This window comes from Oceanispirochaeta sp. M1 (assembly GCF_003346715.1).
GTDB lineage: Bacteria > Spirochaetota > Spirochaetia > DSM-2461 > DSM-2461 > Oceanispirochaeta.
The window spans coordinates 195347-217169 of sequence record NZ_QQPQ01000003.1; the positions used below are offsets into that span (position 1 = coordinate 195347).

Consider the following 21823-nt stretch of genomic DNA (forward strand, 5'->3'; position numbering starts at 1 on the left):
ATTATTCATCGTTTAATAAATCAATAGGAAGTATTCCCCTGGGAGCAAAATCTCCCCTGATGGCGGCAAAACCGGCCTGATAGGATTCTATTCCAGTACCATAAACAGCCACTGCATCTCTGACCCAGGGTACATCATTAAGATAGATTGGAGTCAGTGAGGAGAGGACAATAATTTTATCTTCCAGATCTTCAAGTTCTTTCAGAATCCTGAGATCCTGTTTTCTGGACAGGCTGAAAATAATATAATCAAAATTGTCTGCCTGTTCCTTAATATAATCGACAACCTGCCATTTTTCATTAGTTTCGAAAGAGTAGGGTATACGCATACTATTGCCATGGAAAAAGGCAGTGCCGCTTCGTCTGAACTCTGAGTAGAGCCCGGCGATCAGTACCTGACTGTTTGCAGGGAGGGGAAAGGAAGACTGTCTCAGAATAGTTATACTTCTTGCTGCCTGACCGAAGAAAAACTCCTGACTCCCTGCAGCGGGAATATCCTGATCAATTCCCTGAGTATCCGGTTTGAAAGGAACATGATCCTCTCTTTTAAGATAATCAGCTTTTACTTTCAGTATCCGTGCAGCAGCAATGCGCATACTTTTTTCAAAATCACTGTCATTTTGAATCAGATACATCAGGTGGTTCCATATCTGCTGATGCATTGACGGTGATCGGCTGATAAGGAGAAAATCACTTCCCGCCCGTATTGCTGTTTCACAAATTTCCGGTAGTGATTCATTCTCGTACTGGGCGCCGTGCATTACGAGGTCGTCCGTTATTACGAGTCCTTCGTAATTCAGTTCATCCCTCAGTATATCTTTAAGGAAAACTGAACAGAGAGAAGCAGGTTTCATATTACCCGTAATTTCAGGAAATGCCAGGTGACCGGCCATTATGGCGGGGAGACCTTCCTGAATCATCATTTTATAGGGAATCAGATCGTGACTATCCAGAAATTTACGGTCAGAAGGGATCACAGGAAGTGTTCCATGGGAGTCTTGATCGGCATTGCCGTGACCCGGGAAATGTTTAGCCGTGGCAATAACGCCGGCATCTTCCATTCCCTTGAAAAAAGCAGTACCAAGTACGCCGGTCTGGATCGGGTCCTGTGAAAATGCACGGGGACCGATTACATCCGCAAGAGGATTAAGGTATACATCCACCGTGGGAGCAAAATTCATATTGATTCCAAGACGCCGAAGTTCGGAAGCTATGTAATATCCTGTCTGGTAAGAGTCATGGGGAATACCGGAAGCACCTAAAGCCAGGTTTCCCGGAGTAATTGAGCTCTCTCCCTTTATATGTCGAACCCAACCGCCTTCCTGATCTGTAGCAATCAGAAGGGGTATCTTCAATCTTGTAGATAGAGCACCATCCTGCATAATTCCGATGGTGTCGGCGAGAACGGAGAGATCATTGGCATTCCATCCGAAGATCTTGATGCCTCCGATCTTCTTCTCAACAATCCAATCCATAATCACAGGAGAGGCAATCTCCCCTGTATAACCGAGCATCATTACCTGCCCGAGTAATTCATCATTACTCATATCAGCAGCAAGAGAACTTGCAAGATCTTCAGAGGAGAGTTCCGAGTTGAAATCCAGGGAATATAGAGAAGAAAGAGCTCCTGCCGTAATTAAATACAGCAGGAGTAATATGCGAAATGAGGTCACAGACTGTCCTATTTTATAAGCTGAAGGCTTAAATATAGGCTTCTCCCTTAAGGTCGTCAATATAGCCGGATGCAGTATGTGCTGCCACGGCACCGTCAGAAGCAGCTGTAATGATCTGTCTAAAGGGTGTATCACGTACATCACCCACAGCGTAAAGACCTTTTACTGATGATTCCATATGTACATCTGTGATGACATATCCGGTTTCATCCATTTTAACTTCGGGCACAAGCTGTGTCTGAGGTATGGAACCTACAAAGATAAAAGTAGCATCAAAATTTTCTTCATATACTTCATCAGAGTCGGTCTTTGCCAGAACTACGCGGTCTAATTTAGTCTCATTACCCTTGATTTCCTTAACAATAGTGTTGAAACGGACTTCAATATTTGGATTTTTAAGAACTCTGTCCGCAACAGCTTTCTGGGCTCTGAAACGGTCTTTTCTATGGACCATTACAACTTTATCAGTAAGGTTGGCGAGGTAGTTGGCCTCGTCACAGGCAGCATCTCCACCACCCACAACCAGCATTTTTTTATTCTTAAAGAAGGGGCCGTCGCAAGTAGCACAGTAAGATACACCTCTGCCTCCGAACTCTTCTTCTCCCGGTACATCCAGATGTCTGTGTTTAGCACCAGTTGCCAGGACAACGGTTTTTGCAGTAATAGTATCTTTGGAAGTTTCAATGATAAAATCATTTCCCTTCTTACTAACCTTTCTAACAGAAGCTGTCAGAAATTCAGCTCCGAATTTCTGAGCCTGTTTATGCATATCCATTGAAAGCTGAAATCCGTTTACAGGTTCAGGAAATCCTGGATAATTCTCCAGGTCTGAAATAAGGAGAGCCTGTCCACCGGGAGCCATTTCTTCAATTACCAATGTTTTCAGATTGGATCTGGCACCGTATTGAGCAGCTGATAAACCGGCAATGCCTCCGCCGATGATGACCATGTCTTTTTCCATATTCTTTAAGTCTCCTTGAACTATCGAGACTGATTTACAGTCTCGTCAATTTACATATTAAAGGCCATATGGCCTTAAGCATATATACATATTTATTTGTATAATATAATAATTGGTTTTCATAAAATCAATTTTAAACCATCAATCTTATTCTAAATCAAAACCCGGAAATATTCCGAAACAATATCTTTGATATAAAGTTTTTTTTCTGTAGAATAGGACATAGGATGTTTATAAAAAATAAAACGGCCACTGTTATTATACTGCTTTTACTTATTGTGATAATTTCTCCCTGCAGTTTTGCCGACAGCACTGCCTTCCGATCCGATACACCCTATGGAGAGTTTACCGAGATGCCCGAACCCCTGACTACCGATCAGTTGGCCCGTCTGTCTCTTCTCAGTTCCGGGTTGAAGGAAGATCAACTTAATCCTTATCTGAGAAAATTGAGTAATATACTTAAAAATTCAGAAAAAGTGATTACTCCTGTAATGAATACTGATGAAAAAGCAGAAGCCCTGCTCCTGTTTCTACATAATGATGTTTTTACACGTTACAGTCTTACACAGACATATCTTCATACTGTTCTGGATAAGGGGACATATAACTGTGTTTCATCCGCCCTGCTCTATATGATAGTCACCCGTTATCATGGAATACCCGTGGAAGGGATACATGCAGTAGACCATGCATTCTGTTTTATTCCCGGCAGCGGCATGCAGGGGATAGATATTGAGACTACAAATGAGTGGGGATTTGATCCGGGAAGCCGTAAGGAGTTTCAATCTTCCTTCACCAGTAGAACCGGTTATGCCTATGTGCCTCCGGGTAATTATAAAGCCAGGTTAAGGCTGGGTGATCGCGATATGGCAGGTCTTATTCTGCAGAACAGAATTGTAGAACTCCAGAAGAAAAACCGACACATGGAAGCTTTGACCCTTGCCGCAGACCGACTGGCACTGACCGGAAGTGCCATGGCCAGACAGGACTATTTTAACTCAGTACAGAATGCGGCTGCTCAAAAGAATATTCAAAAAGATTATATTGCCGGTATCGAACTGATCAGCAGGGCAGCTCTTCAGGATGCTGATTTTCCGGATTTTCTGAGAGCTACCAGATCTCAGCTGGTGTACAATGCCTGTGCCGAAGCAGTCAACAGAAATAACCTTACTGCAGCCAGACAGATTCTGTCATCCCAGAAATCCTATATTCTTGAAGAAGATATGTATGCCATGGAAACCCTTATTATTCAGAGAGATCTTGAAATAAGATCCAAAGGGGAATTCTCATCTGCTTTAATAAATGAGATCGCCCAGGCAGCAGCCAAAGGTATTATCAGCAATACCAGAGCAGCCAGTCTTGCAGCCTATCACTACAGTCTGAAGAGCGAGGTTCTATCCAGCCAGGGGCGGAACAGAGATGCCTATCTATTTATGCTTGAGGCTGAACCCTGGATACAGAAAGATAGGGAATATAAAAGACTGATTGGAATTATCCGCAACAATACAGCAATTGAATACCACAATAAAATCGTTACCCTGTTAAATGAAAATAAAAAAGAGGATGCAGTCAAGATTCTTCAGGAAGGTCTTGAATTGATTCCCCGCAACTCTCTGCTTCTTCAGGATAAACGTAAGCTTGTTCCCTGACCGTCACTCAGTATAACTGACTGAATTTTCATAATTATCTAATTTCTCCACCCTTCCAGCTTCTCTCATACCCGGTATTTTCATTTTATTTGAAAGATGAAAAAGAAAATACTAATATTCTTTTTCCATAAACCGAAAATAGTAGAGAAGGAGTGTCTTTAGAATGTCAGCTGACAAGATTACCAACAATTTGATTGATATTTTGAACAAAGAACTTAAGCTTCTGGAAGAGTACAATTCCGGCTGTGAGACACTGCATAAGTATGTCACAGCAAAGAACTGGACAAGACTTGAACTTACTCTGAACAGCCTTGGGAAAAAGGCTGATAAGCTGAACTCAATAGATCTTATCAGAGAGGAACTTGTTCTTCATCTGAAAGAAGACTATCAGCTTGATCCCGGAGTATCCTTCGGAATGCTGATGACTCGACTTGACAGCGGGTATCAGAAAGAGATCAGGATTTTAAAGCAGAAACTGCGTCATGCAGTCAGTATGCTGCAGGTCAGGATTAACGGTATCGGGAATTATGCGGAAAGCCAGACTTCCGCTCTCAAGGATGTCCTGGATGTTCTTATTCCCGATCAAAAAGCCAGAATTTACAACAGCAGCGGTACGGCATCGCCCGTCGATAACAAACCCATGCTGTTTAACCATCAGTTTTAAGGAAAGGATTGTTTATGGGTTCCACATTCAGCGGTATTGAATTAGGAAAAAGAAGTTTACAGGCCCACACTCAGGGGTTGCAGACGATAGGACACAACCTCAGCAACGCTTCAACCGAGGGCTACAGCAGACAGAGAGTACGTCTGTCTGCAACAGATCCGATCTACATGCCTCAGCTCAACAGGGCAGAGCGTCCGGGTCAGATCGGCCAGGGTGTGGACGTTACCATGGTGGAACGCATAAAGGACACCCTCCTTGAAAACAGAATAATCGCCCAGGGTGATGAAACCGGTTATTGGGACACCAGGGACCAATACCTGCTGATGGTGGAGCAGATCTATAACGAACCCTATGATACTTCTGTAAGGTCTCTAATGGACAATTACTGGGACAGTTGGCAGGAGCTATCGGTTCATCCCGAAGATATGCCTGCCAGACAGGCTGTTCTGAAAAGGGGAGAATCCCTTATTGACGGAATCAACGGCCGTTACAGACGACTGAAAGAGACCAGAACCATGCTGAATGATGATGTGGCCGTATCAGTTGGTCAGGTAAACAGTATCCTCACTGATATTTCCAGACTCAATCTTCAGATAGAGAAGTCAGAAGCAGTAGGGGATAATCCAAATGATCTTCTTGACAGCAGAGACCTCCTGGTCGAGAAACTTTCAGGTTTTATAAATGTAACTGTAGATAACAGAGACCCCGATGAGTTTCTGATTCATACACAGGGAATGCATCTTATTCAGGGTAAACAGGTACATCTCCTGGATACTCAACCCAATCCTCTGAATGAAGGCTATCTGGATGTTAAATGGGCGGATACGGGGCGAGATGTAGATATCAGAAACGGTAAACTGGCGGCCCTCCTGGAACTCCGAGACGGTGATGTACGCGGTGAAATCCAGAAACTGGACATGATGACAGTAAACTTTACAGATATGGTCAATGAGGTTCACTCCGAAGCATTTTCTGCCAACGGAAGCACGGGAATCGACTTTTTCACAGAGTATCCATTTGTAAATAATGCCCTGGGTAATTATGACCGCAGCGGTGATGGAGAATTTGATTCCTCCTATATCTTCAGGATGACCGGAAATAACGCCCTTAATTCGGAGCAGCAGACCGGACTGGAAGGAACAATTACCCTCAACGGTGCAGCCGGAGATATTTCAGTAGAATATTTTCCCACAGACCGTATTGCTGATATTGTTGACCGGATTAATAATGCGGGAGCCGAAGTTAAGGCCTTGATCAACAGAGAAGGAAGACTGGTCCTGAAGGGCAGTGCAGCCGATGATCTTGAGAATCCCGACTTTGTAATCCGTCATGTAGAGGATTCAGGTTCTTTCCTGGCAGGATATGCTGGTCTTTTAGGCGGAAGCGGTGCCGAAAATGCCTACAACTGGGATCAGGCTGATGCAGTCCTTGGACTGAGAGATATCGATTTCGCCGTTGCTCCTCTGACTCATCCGGCAGGCTGGATGGGGATAAATGAGGCTCTCCAGGCAGATCCCGCATCTATTGCCTCAGGCTTTGGTCTGAACGGTAGAGAGGGGCTTCCCGGAGACGGAAGTGCGGCCCTTGAGATTGCATCACTCAGAAACAAGTCTGTAATGGTCGGCCCCAGCACAACATTTGACGATTACTTTGCCGATGTTGTGGCTTCAATCGGACTGAAGGGTGAAGCTGCTCAGCAGGCCAACGAATCACAGCAGCTTGTTATGAAGGATCTTAAGGATTTTCAGTCATCCATTTCCGGTGTGAATATGGATGAGGAGTTTGCAGAAATGATCAAGTTTCAGCATGGCTACAACGCAGCAGCCCGTTTTGTATCAAATATCAATGATATGCTGGATACCATTATCAATAGAATGGGAGTGTAATAGATGAGACGAGTAAGCACTAACATGCCGAACACTGATCTCCAGTATCAGATGAGGCTTAAAGATTTTAAAATGAATGAAATGCAGACTGGCATCGGCAGCAGCAGAAGATTGAATAATCTCCGGGATGATCCCATTGCTGCAGCCCACTCAACCAGGCTGAGTTCTCATATTACTCATCTTACTAGGTATTCTGATAATATTGGTACAGCCCAGGGTGAGTACTCTCTGGCGGAAACTTCCATGAACCAGTCGGTACAGGTTGTTCAGCGGCTCAGAGAACTTGCTGTACAGGGAAGCAACGGTACCTATTCAAAAGAAGAACTGGGATATATGGCCATCGAGACAAATGAGCTCCTCAAAGAGCTGGTTTCCATGGCAAATACCCGTACTGCCGACGGCAGAACCCTCTTTGGTGCCAACGACACGAAAAATGATCCCTTTGTAGCCATGAAGAGTAGAGTAGAGGGAATCGAGGGTGCTGTAATTTCTGAAGTACGTTATGCAGGAAATATCACAGCCAATCAGACTGAAATAGGTGAAGGAACAAGAATTGACCTGAACTTTGCAGGAAATAAGGTCTACTGGGCTGAGAATCAGCAGATTTTCGCACAGCGGGATACACTGGATTATGTGGTCAAGGAAGACAGCACCATCAGCATTGACGGCAAAGAGATTGCCTTAAAGACCGGTGATAATATTCACGGGATCATTTCAAAGATCAATGACAGTGATCTGGCAGTTAAGGCTTCACTTGATCCTGTTACCAACAGTTTCACAATAGAATCAACAGTTCCCCATCAGATCTGGATTGATGAAGATCCCGACTCAAAAGTGCTCAAGGATATTGGACTTCTGGCTGAAAGCGGAAGTAGACCTCCCGAGAATCTTCATAAAGATGTCATGGTCGGCGGTGGTTCACTCTTTGATATGGTCATAGGCCTCAGAGACAGTCTTCTCACAGGAGACCAGGAGGCAGTCGGCGGCCGGATTCTGGGCGGACTGGACAAGTCACTTGGCAACCTGCTGAACAATATGGCCGATCTGGGATCCCGGAATGAGCGTCTTGATCACAGTTTTGCCAGACTGGACAGTGAAAAAATGAATGTGATTGCAGTAAATTCCAAGCTGACTGATATAGACATGACAGAAGCAATAACTAATCTCAAGATGCTTGAATACACACAGAAGGCGGCCTATCAGTCCGCTTCCAAGATCCTGCAATCTAATCTTATGGACTTTTTGAGGTAAAAATGCAGATAATAACAAAAGCCTACGGCGAAGTAGAAATAGATGAAAGGCAGATCATTACATTTCCTAATGGTCTGTTCGGTTTCGAGACATTACATGATTTTGCACTTCTCGATGCAACTCAGCAGCCATTTTACTGGCTTCAGTCAATTGATGTGGATCAGGTAGCCTTTGTATTGATTAAACCTTCCATTTTCAGGCCGGATTATACTCCGGCAGTGATGAAGTCTGAATTGGAGGCGCTCTCTCTGAAAGACAGCAGTGAAGAGAATGCCCTGGTTTTCAGCATTGTTACATTTCTGGATGATAATCAGAATATGACAGCCAACTTGCAGGGCCCGGTCATTGTAAACCGTCATGCAAGAGTGGGACGTCAGTGTATTTCAACAGATCCCCGTTGGGAGACAAGGCATAATATTGCAGAGGAAATTGCTTCTCAGAGGAACAGCATATGCTGATATTATCAAGAAAAAAAGATGAAAGCATCATAATCGGAGATAACATCACAATATCTGTTGTGGATATCAAGGGCGATCAGGTTAAAATTGGAATTGCCGCACCTAATGATGTCAAAGTGTTCAGACAGGAAGTATATATAGCCATACAGGAAGAAAACAAAGCTGCCGCTGCGGTCAGCAATATTCCAGATTCAATTTCACTGAATGATATTTTTAAGAAAAAAGATTAGCACTTATTTGTTTCTGCTGTTATAGATAGCAGCAAATTCTTTATTAAGTTCAAGAAATAAGTCCAGAAGGGCCGGGTCAAAATGTTTTTCCCGGCCTTTTTTCATGATTGAAACAGACTTTGCATGGGTAAATGACTTCTTATAGCTTCTCTTGGAACGTAGAGCATCATAGACATCCGCGATACATACAATTCTTGCACACAAAGGAATCATCTCACCGAATATTCCATAGGGATAACCATTCCCATCCCATTTTTCGTGATGAGACAGTGCAATATCTTTGGCCATGGATTTGGGGTGGGTACTCAGGATATAGGCACCATTCTTGGTGTGCTCATTCATTATCTCCCGCTCCCAGTCATCAAGAGGACCGCTCTTATTCAGAATATCATCGGGTGTACCTATCTTTCCGACATCATGCATGGCGGCAAGGAAACCGATATCCTCAATAAACTCATCATTGATCTCTTCATAGCCTTCTCTCCCTTTCAGATGTCTGCTCAGAAGAAGGGCATAATCATTAACCCTTTCAATATGCTCGCCTGTGTCGTTGTCTTTAAGTTTAGAAGCCTCAAGGAGGCTCAGGAAGGTCTTCTGGAGCAGTTCTTTGTATTCCTTGGTGATAATGTCCCATTGAACCATATATGCCCTGGGTCTCTCTCCATGACGGCAGAGACAGGGTTGTATCATAGCTCTTAAAAAAGAACTGGTATTATCATTGCTGAAGGGTAGAAGTCTTCCCATCCATGCATAGGCATTATCCGGATTTTCAAGGCTCTGTTTTAGAGCAGCACTTAAATTCAGTTCTGTATCGGTATGGAACAGTTCGGGAAGATGTCTGTTCAGGGGTGATTTTATAAAGATCAGATCCTTGAGAAACTCAGGGTTTATCCATACTATTTTCAGATCAAGATCTATAAAACATGTAGGAATAGGACTGTTTTTTATGTGATCTATAAGAAAACGGAATTCTTTGTCTTCCAGAAGAGCCGTATTCCGTTCCTCCGGGTCTATATTTGTAAAAAGTGACCATGGATAGAAGATGCTGTCCTCTTCATCAAGATCATCAAGTTCATGTACTTCTTCTGCAGTTTCAAGAAATAATAAATCCGCTTCATTATCACCGAGAATCGGGGGATCTCTGTAATCATAGAATCCTTCGGATTTATCTTTACGCTTCAAGTTTTCTCTCCGTACAGTGCAATTTCCGCTTCACTTCTGCGAAGATAAAGGGGGCCGTAATCTTTAGAAAGGCAACCCTCTGCATCATAACGTTTCAAACCGAGTTCCAGAAGCTGTCTGCTTTTACCGCTCTTATTATTTCCATCGTAGCACAGACCCTTCCGGGATTCCGTAGAGACCATTCGGCAGTCAGGTCCGGTAAATAATACCTTATCAAAGGCAGATGTTTTTTTCAGGATTTCATCTTCACTCAAATCAAAAGGACCTTCCAGTTTTTTACCTTCTGAGTAGAATCCGCAGTAGTAACGTTTTTTTCTGGCATCCATCAGAGGAACAACCACTCCGTCAAAGTAATCAAAGCCATAGGCTAGATAATCCGTTGTTACAACTGCAGTGTAAGGTATACTGAGTCCGAATGCCAGACCTTTGATCGTTGACATTCCTATTCTCAGACCTGTGAATGAACCGGGACCTTCTGAGCAGACCAGTAGCTCCAGATCCTTCCGGTTGACATCAGCCTCTTTCAGTACAAGAAGAATTGTATTCATCAGTGTTTCTGAGTGTTTTAATCCATTATCGATGGTCATCTCAAAGTAGGCATTGTTTTTTTTAAGACAGACACTCATTAAAGAGGATGCCGTATCAACTGCTAATGCACAATTCATAATTCTATACCTTCAAGGCTTATCTTTCTCTGACCGTTTTCCAGAATGCTGATATTCAGAGTCTTGCAGTCATCCGGCAGATATTCAGTAATTCTTTCGCTCCATTCTATCAGGGAGACCCCCTGACCGAAAAGAAGTTCATCCACACCCAGGAGTTCAAACTCTTCTATACCGTCTATTCTATACATATCCATATGATACAGGGGAATGGTACCCTCATATTCGGATACAATAGTGTAGGTAGGGCTTGTAATCACATCCTTTATACCAAGTGCTCTGGCAATACCTTTGGATATTGAAGTCTTCCCGGCCCCAAGGTCACCGTTAAGAGCTACAATATCACCGGGTTTAAGTACTTTACCTATTTTAAATCCAAGTTCAAGGGTCTCTTCAAAACTGCTGCTGAGTAATTCGGTCAAACGGGAAAGCCTTCCTTTTCTATATTCATAATTTCATCTTTTAAAGATTTAATTATGGGTATGACAGGGTAGTCAATCTTATCGAGAAGTTCAACTATAATATCACGCTCTCCGGTGGGTTTAATCTCAACTGTAGATGAAAATCTCACAGAGCTGCGCCGGTCTCCGATCAGAGCAAAGCTTGCCAGACCTGTATACTCATTTCTGTAGTATATGAGTGTGTCTTTTTTATTGATTTCATCCATTCCCAAAAATTTCATTATTAATCAGTCCACCTGTAAGTCAATTGTAATCATTTTTTAAATCAAATCATATTCTTATTCTAACCATTATTCGAAATCGTATACATACTCATTTATTCGATTTAGATTCTTGCTGGATGCCCTTGTAAACATGACATGCATGGAAGTATAGATACGGCCGTTTGACCGGCAGTCTACAATTTTTCCATATGTAATGACAGGACTGCCCTTCATAGGTTCAAAATTGAGTTTTATCAATTCTCCCTTGTTGAGAGGGCTGGTCGTCTGCAGTGAACATCCACCTGCGGAAAGGTCAATAAGTGTACCCATCCTACCCTTGTTTTTCATAACAACAGCTTCTTTTTTCTCTCTCTTGCCTATACCGGTAATCTGTATCTTGATGGGAAAGAAATAGCAGGGACGTTTGATATTTTTTCTTCTGAATTTTCTCTGATAGGCCCGGCTTATCTTGTTTGAATGCTGAAGAAATACACTTGTAATTCCCTTAACTGAATTGTATCCGAGAACCTTGGATGTAAATGTATATTCCTCACCATCTGCTCCCCATATCATTATGGTAAGTTTGGTTCCTTTGGGCCATTTTATCTGGCTGCCTTTTTTACCGACAGGAACACGGGCACAGTAGAATTCTTTGAGATTAGCGGTGACAACAGAAGCATAACGGTTTCCATTATCCATTTTAAAAGTGACATCCTGGCTGAGTTTCAGTTTTCTTGTGTCTGAAATCTGGTTAGTTTCCGCAAAAACCCGCTCTATCCGCTGTTTGATGCGGTAGATATTCAGCTTTCTCTCTTCAATGACTGCAGGAGGGGCTTCCATATGGCTTATGTCACGCAATGCCTGGCCGAGTGTATTATTCAGAGTTCTTGTATTACTTAAAAGGGCAAAGGGTTTGGTTACATGGTAGACTTTTATGAAGCTTTCCAGCAGAGCTACCTGTTTTTTAGTAAGCCCGATCCGTTGACCCTCACGTCTGAAAGCCCGTTTGCTGTAGCGCTTGTTTTTTTCACTATCCCGATTGCTGACTTTATTGGCAACAATCAGAAATAGAAAACTCGCCAGCATAACTCCCAAAAAAATCCAATTCTGTCTGGGATCGGAAGGTTTGAAGAGCTGTCCTTTAAATCTGGATGTTGTCTGTAATAGCACTATGAACATAATTTAGTCCCCATGGCCGCTTATAGATTCGAAATATCTGGGAAATGTTTTCATTCTTGGAAGAATCTCATATTCCATGAGATCTCCCATGAGAACAGAATCTTTGGAAGTAAATGCTTCTGTCAGTTCCTTAAGGATTCCCGACATATCCTTTATATATTCTTTCAGATCCTGATGATGATTTTCCTGTGTTTCTGCAGGAAGGTATGTAAATATCCTGAGCAGTTTTTGAAACAGTTCTGTAAAACGGATTATTACATCCATAGCATCCTTATCCTTGCCTGTCTGAAGCATAAGAGACACGTTTTCCATCTGCGGCATAAGAGCCACAATGGCTTCAAAACACTCTGTTCCGGAGCGCTGAGGCTGCCTTATTTCATCAAGACGACCCTGAATAACGACTTCAAGCATCATAAAGGCTTCAAGAATTGTTTTGACATTCTCTTCGCTTCTTTCACCATCGGGGATAAAACCATTATTCTTAAGAAGTTGTGCCATATGGTCTTTGATAGAATTGGAAAAATCTTCAAGAAGGACAGAATAGCTGTCCTCTATATAGCTGTATTCACCCAAAAGCTCGTTCAGCAATTCAAGATTTCCCTCTTTGAGTGAGACCTGAAGCATTCGGCAGTAGTTCAGTAATGTGCTGAGGTTCTGACCTTTCAGCTCCTTCAGTGTCAGGGCTACAAAACGGAAGCTCTCTTTATCCTGAAAGGGAATATTTCCCCATTTTTCACGCTCTGTCAGAAAAAGTTCCTTGTCATCAAGGAATAGTTCAGTTACGGAAAAGCTCTGATCTAAAAGCCATTTTTCAATGGAGTCGTAGACTTCTCCGAGTATATTTTCTTTTTCCAGGGTGAATTCAATTTCATCCTGATTTATAAAGATTTTCAAAATTTCTCCTTTTATCTGCTGTTCTGCTGATTAAATGTATCCAGTGAACTTGAACTGGATTCCAGTTGATTCAGCATACCTTCCATTGACCCGTATTTCACTTTCAGGGTCTGTTCATAATCGGCAAGGTATTCCTTGTAATCTTCAATATCATCATTTGTATCATCTATCTTGCTGTCCAGAAGGCTGATCTTATTGGAAAAAATGCCGCCTGTACGTATATAAGGATTAAGAAAGGCATCCAGTTCATAACCCACACCGCTGTCAACAACAAGATCTCCGTCTGTATCCTTACCAAAAAGTTCCTTTATGTTTGAACTCTTGGTCTGAAGAGCCTGATCCAGAACATCTTCATTAATTTCCAGGTATCCGCGAAGCTTACTGGTATTTACAGAACCACCGGCTACACCGGAATTTGTAGATACCCCTATCTGGCTGAGCATGGAAAGTTCTCTCTCAAGTGAAGTCTCATAAGGGGAACTGGTTATTCTCTGCAGCCTGCTTTTCAGCTGCATCAGGGTTATATCACCCCTGTAAGTTCCCAGTTCCTCAAATGCATTTTCCCGCTCATCATCAGAAAAATATTCTATTTCATTTATTATATCGGAATTATCCGACGACAGTATTAGGATTTGTGTCATTGCCTGGTTGTAGTTGTATACAAACTTGATAATTTCATCTTTTGCCGACTCGATATCAGGCTTTATGGAAATATCAATTACCTCATCCTTATCAGATTTGTTAAGGTTCAGTGTGACAGATGGAATAAGGTCATCAATATTATTGGTTTCCCGCTCAACCTGGATACCATTGAAATCCAGAAGAGCATTTCCCGCTGTACTGAGAGGATTGACCGCCACAAAGCCGTCAGAGGTTCTGGGGTCTGTCACCTTCATATTACTGATTGTGACTTCTTTCAGGTTGTTCCTGTTTTCCAGGGTTAATCCGGATATCTGAGCATGGCTGCCGGTTAGAGGAATCTTAACTTCTATGGTAACAGAACCCTCAGGCAGCGGCGGAAGTGATTCCTCTCCGACTGCTGTTGTGAAATATCCTGCTGTATTATCATCGACTATTTCCGGAGCCTCCGGTGGAATCCAGTCGGGAGTCTCCGCACGGCTGCTGAAGCTTTTTACTTCAATACCTTCAAATACTGCAGAAATTGTATCGGGAAGTACAGGAACAGGAGGGGCCTGGGGTTTGAGACTGTTTGGATCAAGTTCATTAACTGTGACCGTGTATTCAAGGAACATACCGTCTTCAACAATCAATGAAGAGGGCAGGTTTATCTGTGTTTTTGACAGGGGAGGCAGTAAGGCTTCCTTTTTTACGGTGATACCTTCGGGGTCCAGACTGATTTCTGTGCTGCCCGTGGCCGAGGGTTGAAGTATATTCATATCCAGAGCCCAATTAAGAGCGTCATCTTTGAAGATCATCCGGTTGTTCATACCGGTTTTTGTCGATTCGAAGAGAATGACCTGTGTGTCTGATGTATCTTTTACTACTGTCAGTTTCAGCAGACCATCGCCCTTGGATTCAAGACGTTTAGCAAAATCACTCAGCTTTCCACCTCGATAGCGTAGGCTGATTTCCTTACCGCCAACTTCAAAACTGTAGTTTCCTGCTGGAACCCGCTGATTTTCAGGCATTGAGGGTGAGATGAATTTATCGGCTTTTGCCGTCTGTATTACTGTGAAACTTAATTCCTGCTCAGTGGCTTCTCTTGTAGCCGTAGCAGTGAGAATCCTTTCATTCGAAGACTCCACAAGCTTATTGCTGAATGGATTTTCAAATCCGAACAACTTTCGTGATGAGGTTCTGAGGCTGCTGATTTTTCTATTAAAAGACTGCCAGATCTTCTTCTGGTCCTCAAGCTCTGTAATGGAATTTTCCATTGTTGTGAGCTTGACCTTTTCGACTTCCACTAGTCCCTTAACGAGTTCCTGTGTATTGTATTTACTGTTAAGACCGGGAATGCTTATGTCAGCCATAGCATCCCCTTATCATTTTTATACCATCTGATCAATAAATATACCGATGGCTTCACGCAAGTTTTCATGTAGTGTTTGTAATTCCCTTGATGGAATTTCCTTTACTACTCTATCGGTATTCTTATCAATGATTTTGACTACAAATGAATCAATCTTCTCATTAATTGAATAGCTGAAGCGTGTATTATTGGTAATTTCATTCAGTATGGACTTCGTTTCATCTAAATCTGGTGCGGTAAGTTTTAATTTGTGTTTCTGCTGTTCTACCTGTTGTCGCGCTGCAGCAGCTTTTTGCATGGTGTTGATCTGTACCGGCCCAGAACTGGCTATTTTACCTATGTTCATTAAGACCTCCCTGTAAAAAAAATAGAGGAGGGGAAGGGCGCGAACTCCCCCTCGACTACTGTACAAAAAAAAGATAACGTCCAGAAATCTCTTTTCGTATTAGCGATTACCCAGTCTTAGCCCAGGAGCTGCAGTACTGACTGTGTCCGTACATTAGCCTGTGCAAGCATGGAAGAACCGGCCTGATTCAGTATCTGATTCTTAGTGTAATCCACAACTTCACTAGCCATGTTTACGTCACGAATTCTTGATTCAGCTGCCTGCATGTTTTCCGCTGCAATGGCAATACCTTTTGCCGCCATTTCAAATCGGTTTTGGTAAGCACCAAGATCGGCTCTCTGCTTGTTAACAGATTTTAAAGCTTCATCCACGATACCGATAGTACGGTTTGCTTCTTCCACAGAAGAAAGGGTAACAATTCCGCCACCACCTTGTTCATTTGCAAGACCCAGGGCCTCGGCAGTCATTGTACCAATAAAGATGGTTTCTTTCTGATCCATATTGGCTCCAACCTGAAGCTGCATTACATCGCCTGTTGCTGATGCTTCTGCGAATCTTCCAGTCAGAAGGTTCATGCCGTTAAACTGTGCGTGTGAAGCAATTCTGTTCATTTCATCAACCAGCTGGCTGACTTCGACCTGAATCTGCATTCTGTCTTCCGATGAGTAAATACCATTGGAAGCCTGTACGGACAATTCTCTGACACGGTGCAGTATATCCTGAGTCTCCTGCAGGTACCCTTCAGTAGTCTGAATAAAAGAAACACCGTTCTGGATATTCCTTTCTGCCTGGTTCAGACCTCTGATCTGACTTCGCATTTTTTCAGATACCGCCAGTCCTGACGCATCGTCAGCTGCCTTGTTAATTCTCAGTCCTGATGAAAGTTTAGCCATGTTATTAGCTGTTTCAGACTGGGAAACTCCGAGCTGCCTATTAGAATTGATGGCGCTCATGTTATGATTAATTATCATATACCCTCCTTGAGATGTTTGTTGGCATCCTTGCCGCAAACCTGTATGCACCTGACTCCGGATAAAGCTTCATCGCGCCGCTTAACCTTTGACAGCTGAACAGGGAGATCTACACGATTACCCCGACCGAAGTAGGGGAATCGGATAATCTCCCTGGCCTGTGGATACACAGGAGGGTTATTTCAAAGAACTCTTATCCAATAGAAGCGATGACCCGATCCTAAGAAGACCAAAACCATCGCTCATACATTAATTTCAAACAATTGCTTGAAATATTACCAGCAGAGTACCGCCTGGATAAAAATCCGGACAGAACTCTACCAATATTATATTACACTATTGGAGAAGCTGCAAGACGGCCTGTGATCGCTGGTTTGCCTGTGCAAGCATAGCATTACTGGCCTGAGTGAGGATCTGGTTCTTGGTGAAGTCAACAGTTTCTTTAGCCATGTCCAGGTCTCTGATTCTGGATTCAGACGCCTGCAGGTTTTCTGCACCCACATCTATACCCTTAATCGCCATTTCAAGTCTGTTCTGATAAGCACCAAGGTCTGCTCTCTGCTTGTTAAGAGTTTTAAGCGCACCATCAAGTACACCGATGTTTCTGTTTGACTGCTCGGAAGTGGATATAGAGATAATCTCTCCACTGCCAACCTGACGTAGTCCAAGAGCTTCTGCAGTCATTGTTCCGATAAATACCTGCTCTCTCTGGTCCATATTGGCACCGATGTGGAACCACATGGATGATGTAACAGTATTGTTACCGCTGTCTGCTGCAAAACGTCCTGTCAACATATTCATTCCGTTAAACTGTGCATGTGACGCAACTCTGTCCAGTTCATCTACCAGCTGAGAAACTTCCACCTGAATCTGCATTCTGTCTTCAGAAGAGTAGATACCATTGGAAGCCTGTATGGCCAGTTCTCTGATTCTCTGGATTACATCTGTACTTTCCTGAAGGTAACCTTCAGAAGTCTGGATGAAAGAGATACCATCAGAAGCATTTCTTGATGCCTGATTCAAACCGCGGATCTGAGATCTCATTTTCTCAGAAACAGCCAGACCAGAAGCATCATCTCCTGCCTTGTTGATACGCATACCGGATGAAAGTTTTCCCATGTTGGAAGCTGTATTGTTGTTAGCAATATTCAGGTTCCTCTGTGAAGTCATCGCACTGATGTTGTGATTAATAATCATATATTCCTCCATGAATAATGAAATAGGGCATCCTTGCCCAAAGAAGATCTTATATCCTCTCTAAAATTCATATCGTCATGAGGTTGGAAAAAACTTGAAAAAAAAATAAAGTTTTTTGAAAATATACCGATTATTCGGTGTTTTTAGGGGCTACTTTACAGGAAAAGTGAAAATTTTAAGTTTTTTCTATGTAATCCAGGTACTCTGCAGCCACTTTATCTTCAGGCTCAAGAAGGAGTACAGTCCTGAAAAAGGCGGCAGCCTCTTCTTTTTTTTCTTCTTTCAGGCATAAAATTCCCATATTTGATATTATTTTAAGGTTTTCAGGGTCCATTCCCAGAGCTTCCTCCAGGGCCTTCCGGCTCTCATCGTACTGACCTAATTCCAGAAAACAGATAGCAAGTTCATTCAGGATATCAACATGATCACCTTTGATCTCTGCAGCTTTTTTAAAAGAACCCAGAGCATCCTCAAAACGGGATAGTTTTCTGTACGCCCAGCCCTGAAGGAACCAGCCGTTCCATACTTCGGGGTTGTCAATGAGGAAATTCGATATCAGATCAAGACCCTCTTCATTCTTATCATCATTTACAAGCCTGTAGGCTTCTCTGTAGAGTTCATTTGTATCCTTAAGCTCAGAACATTCTCTAAGCAGCTTTTCGGATTCACTGCGCTTTACTTCATCTTCGCCCATGCTCAGGTAATTCTCACTCAGCTCATATGCTCTTTTAAAGTCCTGATTGCTATAGTAGAACCAGGCAGCATTAAAATATATATCCGGAAGATCTTCACCCTGAGGGAGTAGATCCTGATAATTTTCTTCTATCTGATTATGCAGTGACTCCCTATCTTCATGAGAGGCTCCGCTCCTGTTGTTCAGTTTATTCTCATAGAGAAGTACAAGATTCAGGCGGGTTCTGAGATCTGTTTCATCCAGACCGATAAGGGCAAGGAAAATTTCTTCTGCAAGTTCGAAGTCACCGCTCTGAGCCTTTATCACAGCTGACTGAGTAAGTTCTGCTGCTATTTCAGGACGTGCCGCCATGGTGAATTCCCTGAAATATTCACGGTTTTTATTATCCTCATCATAAGCCAGAACTTTCAGCATTCCGGAAACTATCATTTCCCAGCTGAGATTTTCAGGCTGCCACTCTTCAGGTTTCTGTCCTTCTGGAACTTCTACGGGTAAGAGGATTGATGGATCAAGTTCAAGAGATCCAAGGTTGTGCTGCATGCTTTCGGGAATGGAAATATATATAATCTGTTTTAATTTTTCTGAATTCATAATTTTCCTCTGATTTAATAAATAGGGTTGTATAGGGGGTTAACGATGCAGTATAAAGTTATTTATCATAACTTTATAGCTGAGGGGGAGGGCTTCAAGGGTGAAATGAAGTGCTAATGCAGCCAGATCCCGTCTTCCCTGGACTTCTTCGAAACGAAGTATAGTTCCTGATATGGTGATGGATTCACCTCTGTTGTTCAGTATTCTGAGAACTGCAACTTTATTCACAAGAAATTTTGCATTTCCCTGAATAATGACCTTTGATCCTGAAAAGGAGAGATCCCTGAGTATTCCCTTACGTGGAATGTTATCAACTATAACGACACAGTTTTTTGATCCAAGATCCAGGCGTTTCATGCTTTCAGTTGTGACAAGAGCTCTTTCTTCTTTTCTTTTGGTAGCATTTACATTGGCTTCCAGGAGGAAACCGAGGGTTTCGATAAGATCATCCGGTGGTTGTGTTGAGAAGTTGATTGAGCAGAAATAAACATCCGGCTGATCATCTGAATATCTTGTAAAACTGGATAATCTCCCTTGTATAAAGAAATTCAGTTCAATGGGTTTGGGCTGTTCATCCTTGATGAATGACAGTTTAAGGGCCACATTACTTTCGTTTTCTTTCAGGTTCTGTAGAATGGCTGTAGGCAGAGATACTATTACTCTGGCGGCCTCCATGCTGCTTGCATAGAGTATACAGGGCCGGGCTGACTCTTTGAATTTGAGAAAAATCTTCCTGGGCTGAAGCCCCGTAGCCTTGCTCACTTCCTTATTGAAGGTAACTTCAATACTGCGGAATCTGTTGAAGAGTTCTTTTATAGTCTGATTTGTTACGATAGCCATACAACACTGTCCAAATTCTACTTGTATTTATAGGAAAGCAATTCAATCTAAAATATAATAAACCCGCGATGCCGTTTTGGGAACTCATCCTCTTGAACTCTATTGTTCAAGTGGGGTTCCGTTCCAGGACATCCTGTTTCTCCGCAAGGGATAACAATTCAGTCCAAAGCATTTAGGAGCCCCATGGATATGACTTGTCGCAAGAGAAATATCCCTATAAACACGCACACCGCAGGTCACTTACTCATTTACTGTTGTCTCAAGAACATCCATCACTCTCTGAAAAGCACGATCCACTTCTTCGGTTATAACAATATCCGAGGTAGGTAGGGTGCCGTCTGGGTTTTGTTTTGAATTCTTGAGACTGATCAATTCATCTACTATGTAGATACTTGAAAGGATGGAAAGCTTCAGTTGATCAACTGACTTATGCTTTTCCCTGGTTTCTTCAATTTTTTTATTTAAAAACCAGATGACCTGCTTCAGCTGAGTGGAATCTTCCTTTGTTTTTAAAGTCAGATTGACACCCAGAACATTTACTTGAAGCAGGTCATCTTTCATTGTCAGAATATTTCCAGGTTCTGTGGATATCCCGAGTTTTTTTCTTCTTTTTTTTCTGAAGAAGCGGATTCTTCAATAGTATCTTCTTCTGTTTCGCTGACATCCTCAAAAGAAGACTCAACCACTGCCGGAGTTACTTCCTCGACAGGGGCTTCATCCTGAGAATTTTCTGATTCAATTTCCAGCTGTTCCGATTGATTGCCTGATTCATCATCATCAGCCGCGTCATCTTCAGCATTGTCTGATTCAGCAACAGGTTCTTCAACCTTTGCTGTCTCTTCTTCTACTGTTTCATCAGAGATGGAAATTTCGATGGTTTCTTCTTCCGTTTCTTCTGTAACAGGTTCTTCCTGCTCAGAATCATCTTCCAAGTCCACTTCGGGCTGTGCAATTTCAGTATCTTCACTGTCTGAAATCGTTTCAGAAGCTGCGTTCACTTCTGTTTCTACTGTTATTCCGCTTTCGTCATTCAGCTCGTCAAGCTGACTGAGAGCATCAATAAATCCCTTTTCAATCTTATCCTGTTCACTGTTTAGTGTAGATTTCTGGCTTTCCAGCTCAGATATCTGTTCTTCAAGAAGAGAAATTTCTTCTTTCAGCTCACCATTTTCATTTTTCAGCTTTTTTATCAATTGAACTGCATCGCTGACTTTTGTTTCCAGTAACTGAACCTGATCGAAAGTTATCATTGACTATAACGCTCCTAAAGAAGTTTTTGCTTTTTCTACAATTGCAGAAAATGCTTTGGGATCTTCGATCGCCATATTGGAAAGAGATTTTCTATTGATCTCGATTCCGGCAATGTTCAGACCATTGATAAATCTGGAATAACTGATTCCTTCGGCTCTACAGGCTGCAGAGATTCTGGCAATCCAGAGTTGACGAAAGTCTCTCTTTTTTACTTTTCTGTCTCTGTATGCATACTGTCCAGCTTTAGTTACAGCATCTTTGGCAACACGGTGCAGTTTACTGCGGCGTCCCCAATAACCTTTGGCTTGTTTCAGGATCTTTTTACGGTGATCCTTTCTTTTCGTTCCATCTACTGCTCTAGGCATTCTCTGGTTCCTTTCTTATTAACCGTAAGGTAATAATATTTTAAGTCTGGGAATCTCAGCAGAACTGATTACATCAGGATGTCTGAGTTTTCTTTTTCTCTTGGCTGATTTCTTGGTTAAGATGTGGCGGGTAGCCTGTTTTTTATACTTGGCTTTCCCTGTGCCGGTCATCTTGAACCTTTTAGCAGCACTTCTACGTGTCTTCATCTTAGGCATATGAATCCCT

Annotated in this window: 24 protein-coding genes and 1 other RNA gene; 6 read left to right on the top strand and 19 right to left on the bottom strand. The window is 42.5% G+C overall.

The annotated features are described in order from the left end of the window. Position 1: 1 nt before the first annotated feature. A complete protein-coding gene (locus DV872_RS03065) occupies positions 2–1672 on the bottom strand; it encodes a glycoside hydrolase family 3 protein (protein ID WP_158546806.1) in 1671 nt (556 codons plus the stop codon). Between the two features lie 28 nt (positions 1673–1700). After that, complete coding sequence (gene trxB / locus DV872_RS03070; RefSeq protein ID WP_114628380.1) at positions 1701–2633, bottom strand: thioredoxin-disulfide reductase; 933 nt, start codon at positions 2631–2633, stop codon at positions 1701–1703. Between the two features lie 227 nt (positions 2634–2860). Between trxB and DV872_RS03075 the strand changes: the two genes are divergently transcribed. The 6 genes from DV872_RS03075 (at position 2861) to csrA (ending at position 8771) form a co-directional block, all read left to right on the top strand. After that, positions 2861–4282: a hypothetical protein gene (locus DV872_RS03075; RefSeq protein WP_114628381.1), complete on the top strand. Its 1422-nt coding sequence runs from the start codon at positions 2861–2863 to the stop codon at positions 4280–4282. Between the two features lie 163 nt (positions 4283–4445). Further along, positions 4446–4946 carry a hypothetical protein gene (locus DV872_RS03080; RefSeq protein WP_114628382.1) on the top strand — a complete coding sequence of 167 codons (501 nt, stop codon included), beginning with the start codon at positions 4446–4448 and terminating at the stop codon, positions 4944–4946. Positions 4947–4960: 14 nt separating this feature from the next. Next, the gene (flgK, locus tag DV872_RS03085) at positions 4961–6832 is read left to right on the top strand and encodes a flagellar hook-associated protein FlgK (protein WP_114628383.1); all 1872 of its coding nucleotides are present in this window, start codon (positions 4961–4963) and stop codon (positions 6830–6832) included. Positions 6833–6835: 3 nt separating this feature from the next. Further along, positions 6836–8083, top strand: coding sequence for a flagellar hook-associated protein 3 (locus tag DV872_RS03090; protein ID WP_114628384.1), 1248 nt, complete (start codon positions 6836–6838; stop codon positions 8081–8083). Positions 8084–8085: 2 nt separating this feature from the next. Further along, positions 8086–8541 carry a flagellar assembly protein FliW gene (locus DV872_RS03095; RefSeq protein WP_114628385.1) on the top strand — a complete coding sequence of 152 codons (456 nt, stop codon included), beginning with the start codon at positions 8086–8088 and terminating at the stop codon, positions 8539–8541. After that, on the top strand, positions 8535–8771 hold the full coding sequence (gene csrA / locus DV872_RS03100) for a carbon storage regulator CsrA (protein WP_114628386.1): 237 nt from the start codon (positions 8535–8537) through the stop codon (positions 8769–8771). Before DV872_RS03095 ends, csrA begins: the two co-directional genes overlap by 7 nt. A 3-nt stretch (positions 8772–8774) precedes the next feature. Here csrA and DV872_RS26905 read toward each other — a convergent pair whose 3' ends face one another. The 17 genes from DV872_RS26905 to rpmI all read right to left on the bottom strand — a co-directional run bounded on the left by DV872_RS26905 (position 8775) and on the right by rpmI (position 21813). After that, positions 8775–9953: an HD domain-containing phosphohydrolase gene (locus DV872_RS26905; protein WP_230391405.1), complete on the bottom strand. Its 1179-nt coding sequence runs from the start codon at positions 9951–9953 to the stop codon at positions 8775–8777. Continuing rightward, entirely contained in the window at positions 9950–10618 is a 669-nt protein-coding gene (gene tsaB, locus DV872_RS03110) for a tRNA (adenosine(37)-N6)-threonylcarbamoyltransferase complex dimerization subunit type 1 TsaB (protein ID WP_114628387.1), read from the bottom strand. Before tsaB ends, DV872_RS26905 begins: the two co-directional genes overlap by 4 nt. After that, the gene (tsaE, locus tag DV872_RS03115; RefSeq protein ID WP_114628388.1) at positions 10615–11037 is read right to left on the bottom strand and encodes a tRNA (adenosine(37)-N6)-threonylcarbamoyltransferase complex ATPase subunit type 1 TsaE; all 423 of its coding nucleotides are present in this window, start codon (positions 11035–11037) and stop codon (positions 10615–10617) included. The genes tsaB and tsaE overlap by 4 nt, the downstream gene beginning before the upstream one ends. Next, positions 11034–11297, bottom strand: a complete 264-nt coding sequence (locus DV872_RS03120) for a hypothetical protein (protein ID WP_114628389.1) — start codon at positions 11295–11297, stop codon at positions 11034–11036. Before DV872_RS03120 ends, tsaE begins: the two co-directional genes overlap by 4 nt. A 69-nt stretch (positions 11298–11366) precedes the next feature. Continuing rightward, positions 11367–12458, bottom strand: coding sequence for a PilZ domain-containing protein (locus DV872_RS03125; protein WP_114628390.1), 1092 nt, complete (start codon positions 12456–12458; stop codon positions 11367–11369). 3 nt (positions 12459–12461) lie between these two features. Then, positions 12462–13352 (bottom strand): hypothetical protein, encoded by an 891-nt coding sequence (locus tag DV872_RS03130; protein ID WP_114628391.1) that lies wholly within the window; start codon positions 13350–13352, stop codon positions 12462–12464. A gap of 11 nt (positions 13353–13363) precedes the next feature. Next, positions 13364–15343 (bottom strand): flagellar filament capping protein FliD, encoded by a 1980-nt coding sequence (gene fliD / locus DV872_RS03135; protein WP_114628392.1) that lies wholly within the window; start codon positions 15341–15343, stop codon positions 13364–13366. A gap of 18 nt (positions 15344–15361) precedes the next feature. Further along, on the bottom strand, positions 15362–15688 hold the full coding sequence (locus DV872_RS03140) for a flagellar protein FlaG (RefSeq protein ID WP_114628393.1): 327 nt from the start codon (positions 15686–15688) through the stop codon (positions 15362–15364). A gap of 116 nt (positions 15689–15804) precedes the next feature. Further along, positions 15805–16659, bottom strand: coding sequence for a flagellin (locus DV872_RS03145; protein WP_114628394.1), 855 nt, complete (start codon positions 16657–16659; stop codon positions 15805–15807). A 336-nt stretch (positions 16660–16995) separates the two neighbouring features. Then, positions 16996–17856: a flagellin gene (locus DV872_RS03150; protein ID WP_114628395.1), complete on the bottom strand. Its 861-nt coding sequence runs from the start codon at positions 17854–17856 to the stop codon at positions 16996–16998. A gap of 175 nt (positions 17857–18031) precedes the next feature. Continuing rightward, positions 18032–19141 carry a tetratricopeptide repeat protein gene (locus tag DV872_RS03155; RefSeq protein WP_114628396.1) on the bottom strand — a complete coding sequence of 370 codons (1110 nt, stop codon included), beginning with the start codon at positions 19139–19141 and terminating at the stop codon, positions 18032–18034. 39 nt (positions 19142–19180) lie between these two features. Further along, positions 19181–19981 (bottom strand): PilZN3 domain-containing protein, encoded by an 801-nt coding sequence (locus DV872_RS03160; protein WP_114628397.1) that lies wholly within the window; start codon positions 19979–19981, stop codon positions 19181–19183. A gap of 56 nt (positions 19982–20037) precedes the next feature. Continuing rightward, positions 20038–20222: non-coding RNA, 6S RNA (ssrS, locus tag DV872_RS03165), on the bottom strand. Continuing rightward, a complete protein-coding gene (locus tag DV872_RS03170; protein ID WP_114628398.1) occupies positions 20222–20542 on the bottom strand; it encodes a cell division protein ZapA in 321 nt (106 codons plus the stop codon). The genes ssrS and DV872_RS03170 overlap by 1 nt, the downstream gene beginning before the upstream one ends. A gap of 2 nt (positions 20543–20544) precedes the next feature. Next, positions 20545–21231, bottom strand: a complete 687-nt coding sequence (locus tag DV872_RS03175) for a cell division protein ZapB (RefSeq protein ID WP_114628399.1) — start codon at positions 21229–21231, stop codon at positions 20545–20547. Between the two features lie 3 nt (positions 21232–21234). Beyond that, positions 21235–21597: a 50S ribosomal protein L20 gene (gene rplT, locus DV872_RS03180; RefSeq protein ID WP_114628400.1), complete on the bottom strand. Its 363-nt coding sequence runs from the start codon at positions 21595–21597 to the stop codon at positions 21235–21237. 18 nt (positions 21598–21615) lie between these two features. Further along, entirely contained in the window at positions 21616–21813 is a 198-nt protein-coding gene (rpmI, locus tag DV872_RS03185) for a 50S ribosomal protein L35 (protein ID WP_114628401.1), read from the bottom strand. Positions 21814–21823: the final 10 nt, after the last annotated feature.

What these genes read in the sequence shown, in the direction of transcription:
- rplT (WP_114628400.1), bottom strand. Translation starts at nt 21,597, where the DNA reads ATGCCTAGAGCAGTAGATGGAACGAAAAGAAAGGATCACCGTAAAAAG.
- tsaB (WP_114628387.1), bottom strand. Translation starts at nt 10,618, where the DNA reads ATGAATTGTGCATTAGCAGTTGATACGGCATCCTCTTTAATGAGTGTC.
- trxB (WP_114628380.1), bottom strand. Translation starts at nt 2,633, where the DNA reads ATGGAAAAAGACATGGTCATCATCGGCGGAGGCATTGCCGGTTTATCA.
- DV872_RS03150 (WP_114628395.1), bottom strand. Translation starts at nt 17,856, where the DNA reads ATGATTATTAATCACAACATCAGTGCGATGACTTCACAGAGGAACCTG.
- DV872_RS03120 (WP_114628389.1), bottom strand. Translation starts at nt 11,297, where the DNA reads ATGAAATTTTTGGGAATGGATGAAATCAATAAAAAAGACACACTCATA.
- DV872_RS03145 (WP_114628394.1), bottom strand. Translation starts at nt 16,659, where the DNA reads ATGATAATTAATCATAACATGAGCGCCATCAATTCTAATAGGCAGCTC.
- DV872_RS03160 (WP_114628397.1), bottom strand. Translation starts at nt 19,981, where the DNA reads ATGGCTATCGTAACAAATCAGACTATAAAAGAACTCTTCAACAGATTC.
- rpmI (WP_114628401.1), bottom strand. Translation starts at nt 21,813, where the DNA reads ATGCCTAAGATGAAGACACGTAGAAGTGCTGCTAAAAGGTTCAAGATG.
- DV872_RS03170 (WP_114628398.1), bottom strand. Translation starts at nt 20,542, where the DNA reads ATGAAAGATGACCTGCTTCAAGTAAATGTTCTGGGTGTCAATCTGACT.
- DV872_RS03095 (WP_114628385.1), top strand. Translation starts at nt 8,086, where the DNA reads ATGCAGATAATAACAAAAGCCTACGGCGAAGTAGAAATAGATGAAAGG.
- csrA (WP_114628386.1), top strand. Translation starts at nt 8,535, where the DNA reads ATGCTGATATTATCAAGAAAAAAAGATGAAAGCATCATAATCGGAGAT.
- DV872_RS03175 (WP_114628399.1), bottom strand. Translation starts at nt 21,231, where the DNA reads ATGATAACTTTCGATCAGGTTCAGTTACTGGAAACAAAAGTCAGCGAT.
- DV872_RS03125 (WP_114628390.1), bottom strand. Translation starts at nt 12,458, where the DNA reads ATGTTCATAGTGCTATTACAGACAACATCCAGATTTAAAGGACAGCTC.
- DV872_RS03090 (WP_114628384.1), top strand. Translation starts at nt 6,836, where the DNA reads ATGAGACGAGTAAGCACTAACATGCCGAACACTGATCTCCAGTATCAG.
- DV872_RS03080 (WP_114628382.1), top strand. Translation starts at nt 4,446, where the DNA reads ATGTCAGCTGACAAGATTACCAACAATTTGATTGATATTTTGAACAAA.
- DV872_RS03155 (WP_114628396.1), bottom strand. Translation starts at nt 19,141, where the DNA reads ATGAATTCAGAAAAATTAAAACAGATTATATATATTTCCATTCCCGAA.
- DV872_RS03075 (WP_114628381.1), top strand. Translation starts at nt 2,861, where the DNA reads ATGTTTATAAAAAATAAAACGGCCACTGTTATTATACTGCTTTTACTT.
- DV872_RS03140 (WP_114628393.1), bottom strand. Translation starts at nt 15,688, where the DNA reads ATGAACATAGGTAAAATAGCCAGTTCTGGGCCGGTACAGATCAACACC.
- fliD (WP_114628392.1), bottom strand. Translation starts at nt 15,343, where the DNA reads ATGGCTGACATAAGCATTCCCGGTCTTAACAGTAAATACAATACACAG.
- flgK (WP_114628383.1), top strand. Translation starts at nt 4,961, where the DNA reads ATGGGTTCCACATTCAGCGGTATTGAATTAGGAAAAAGAAGTTTACAG.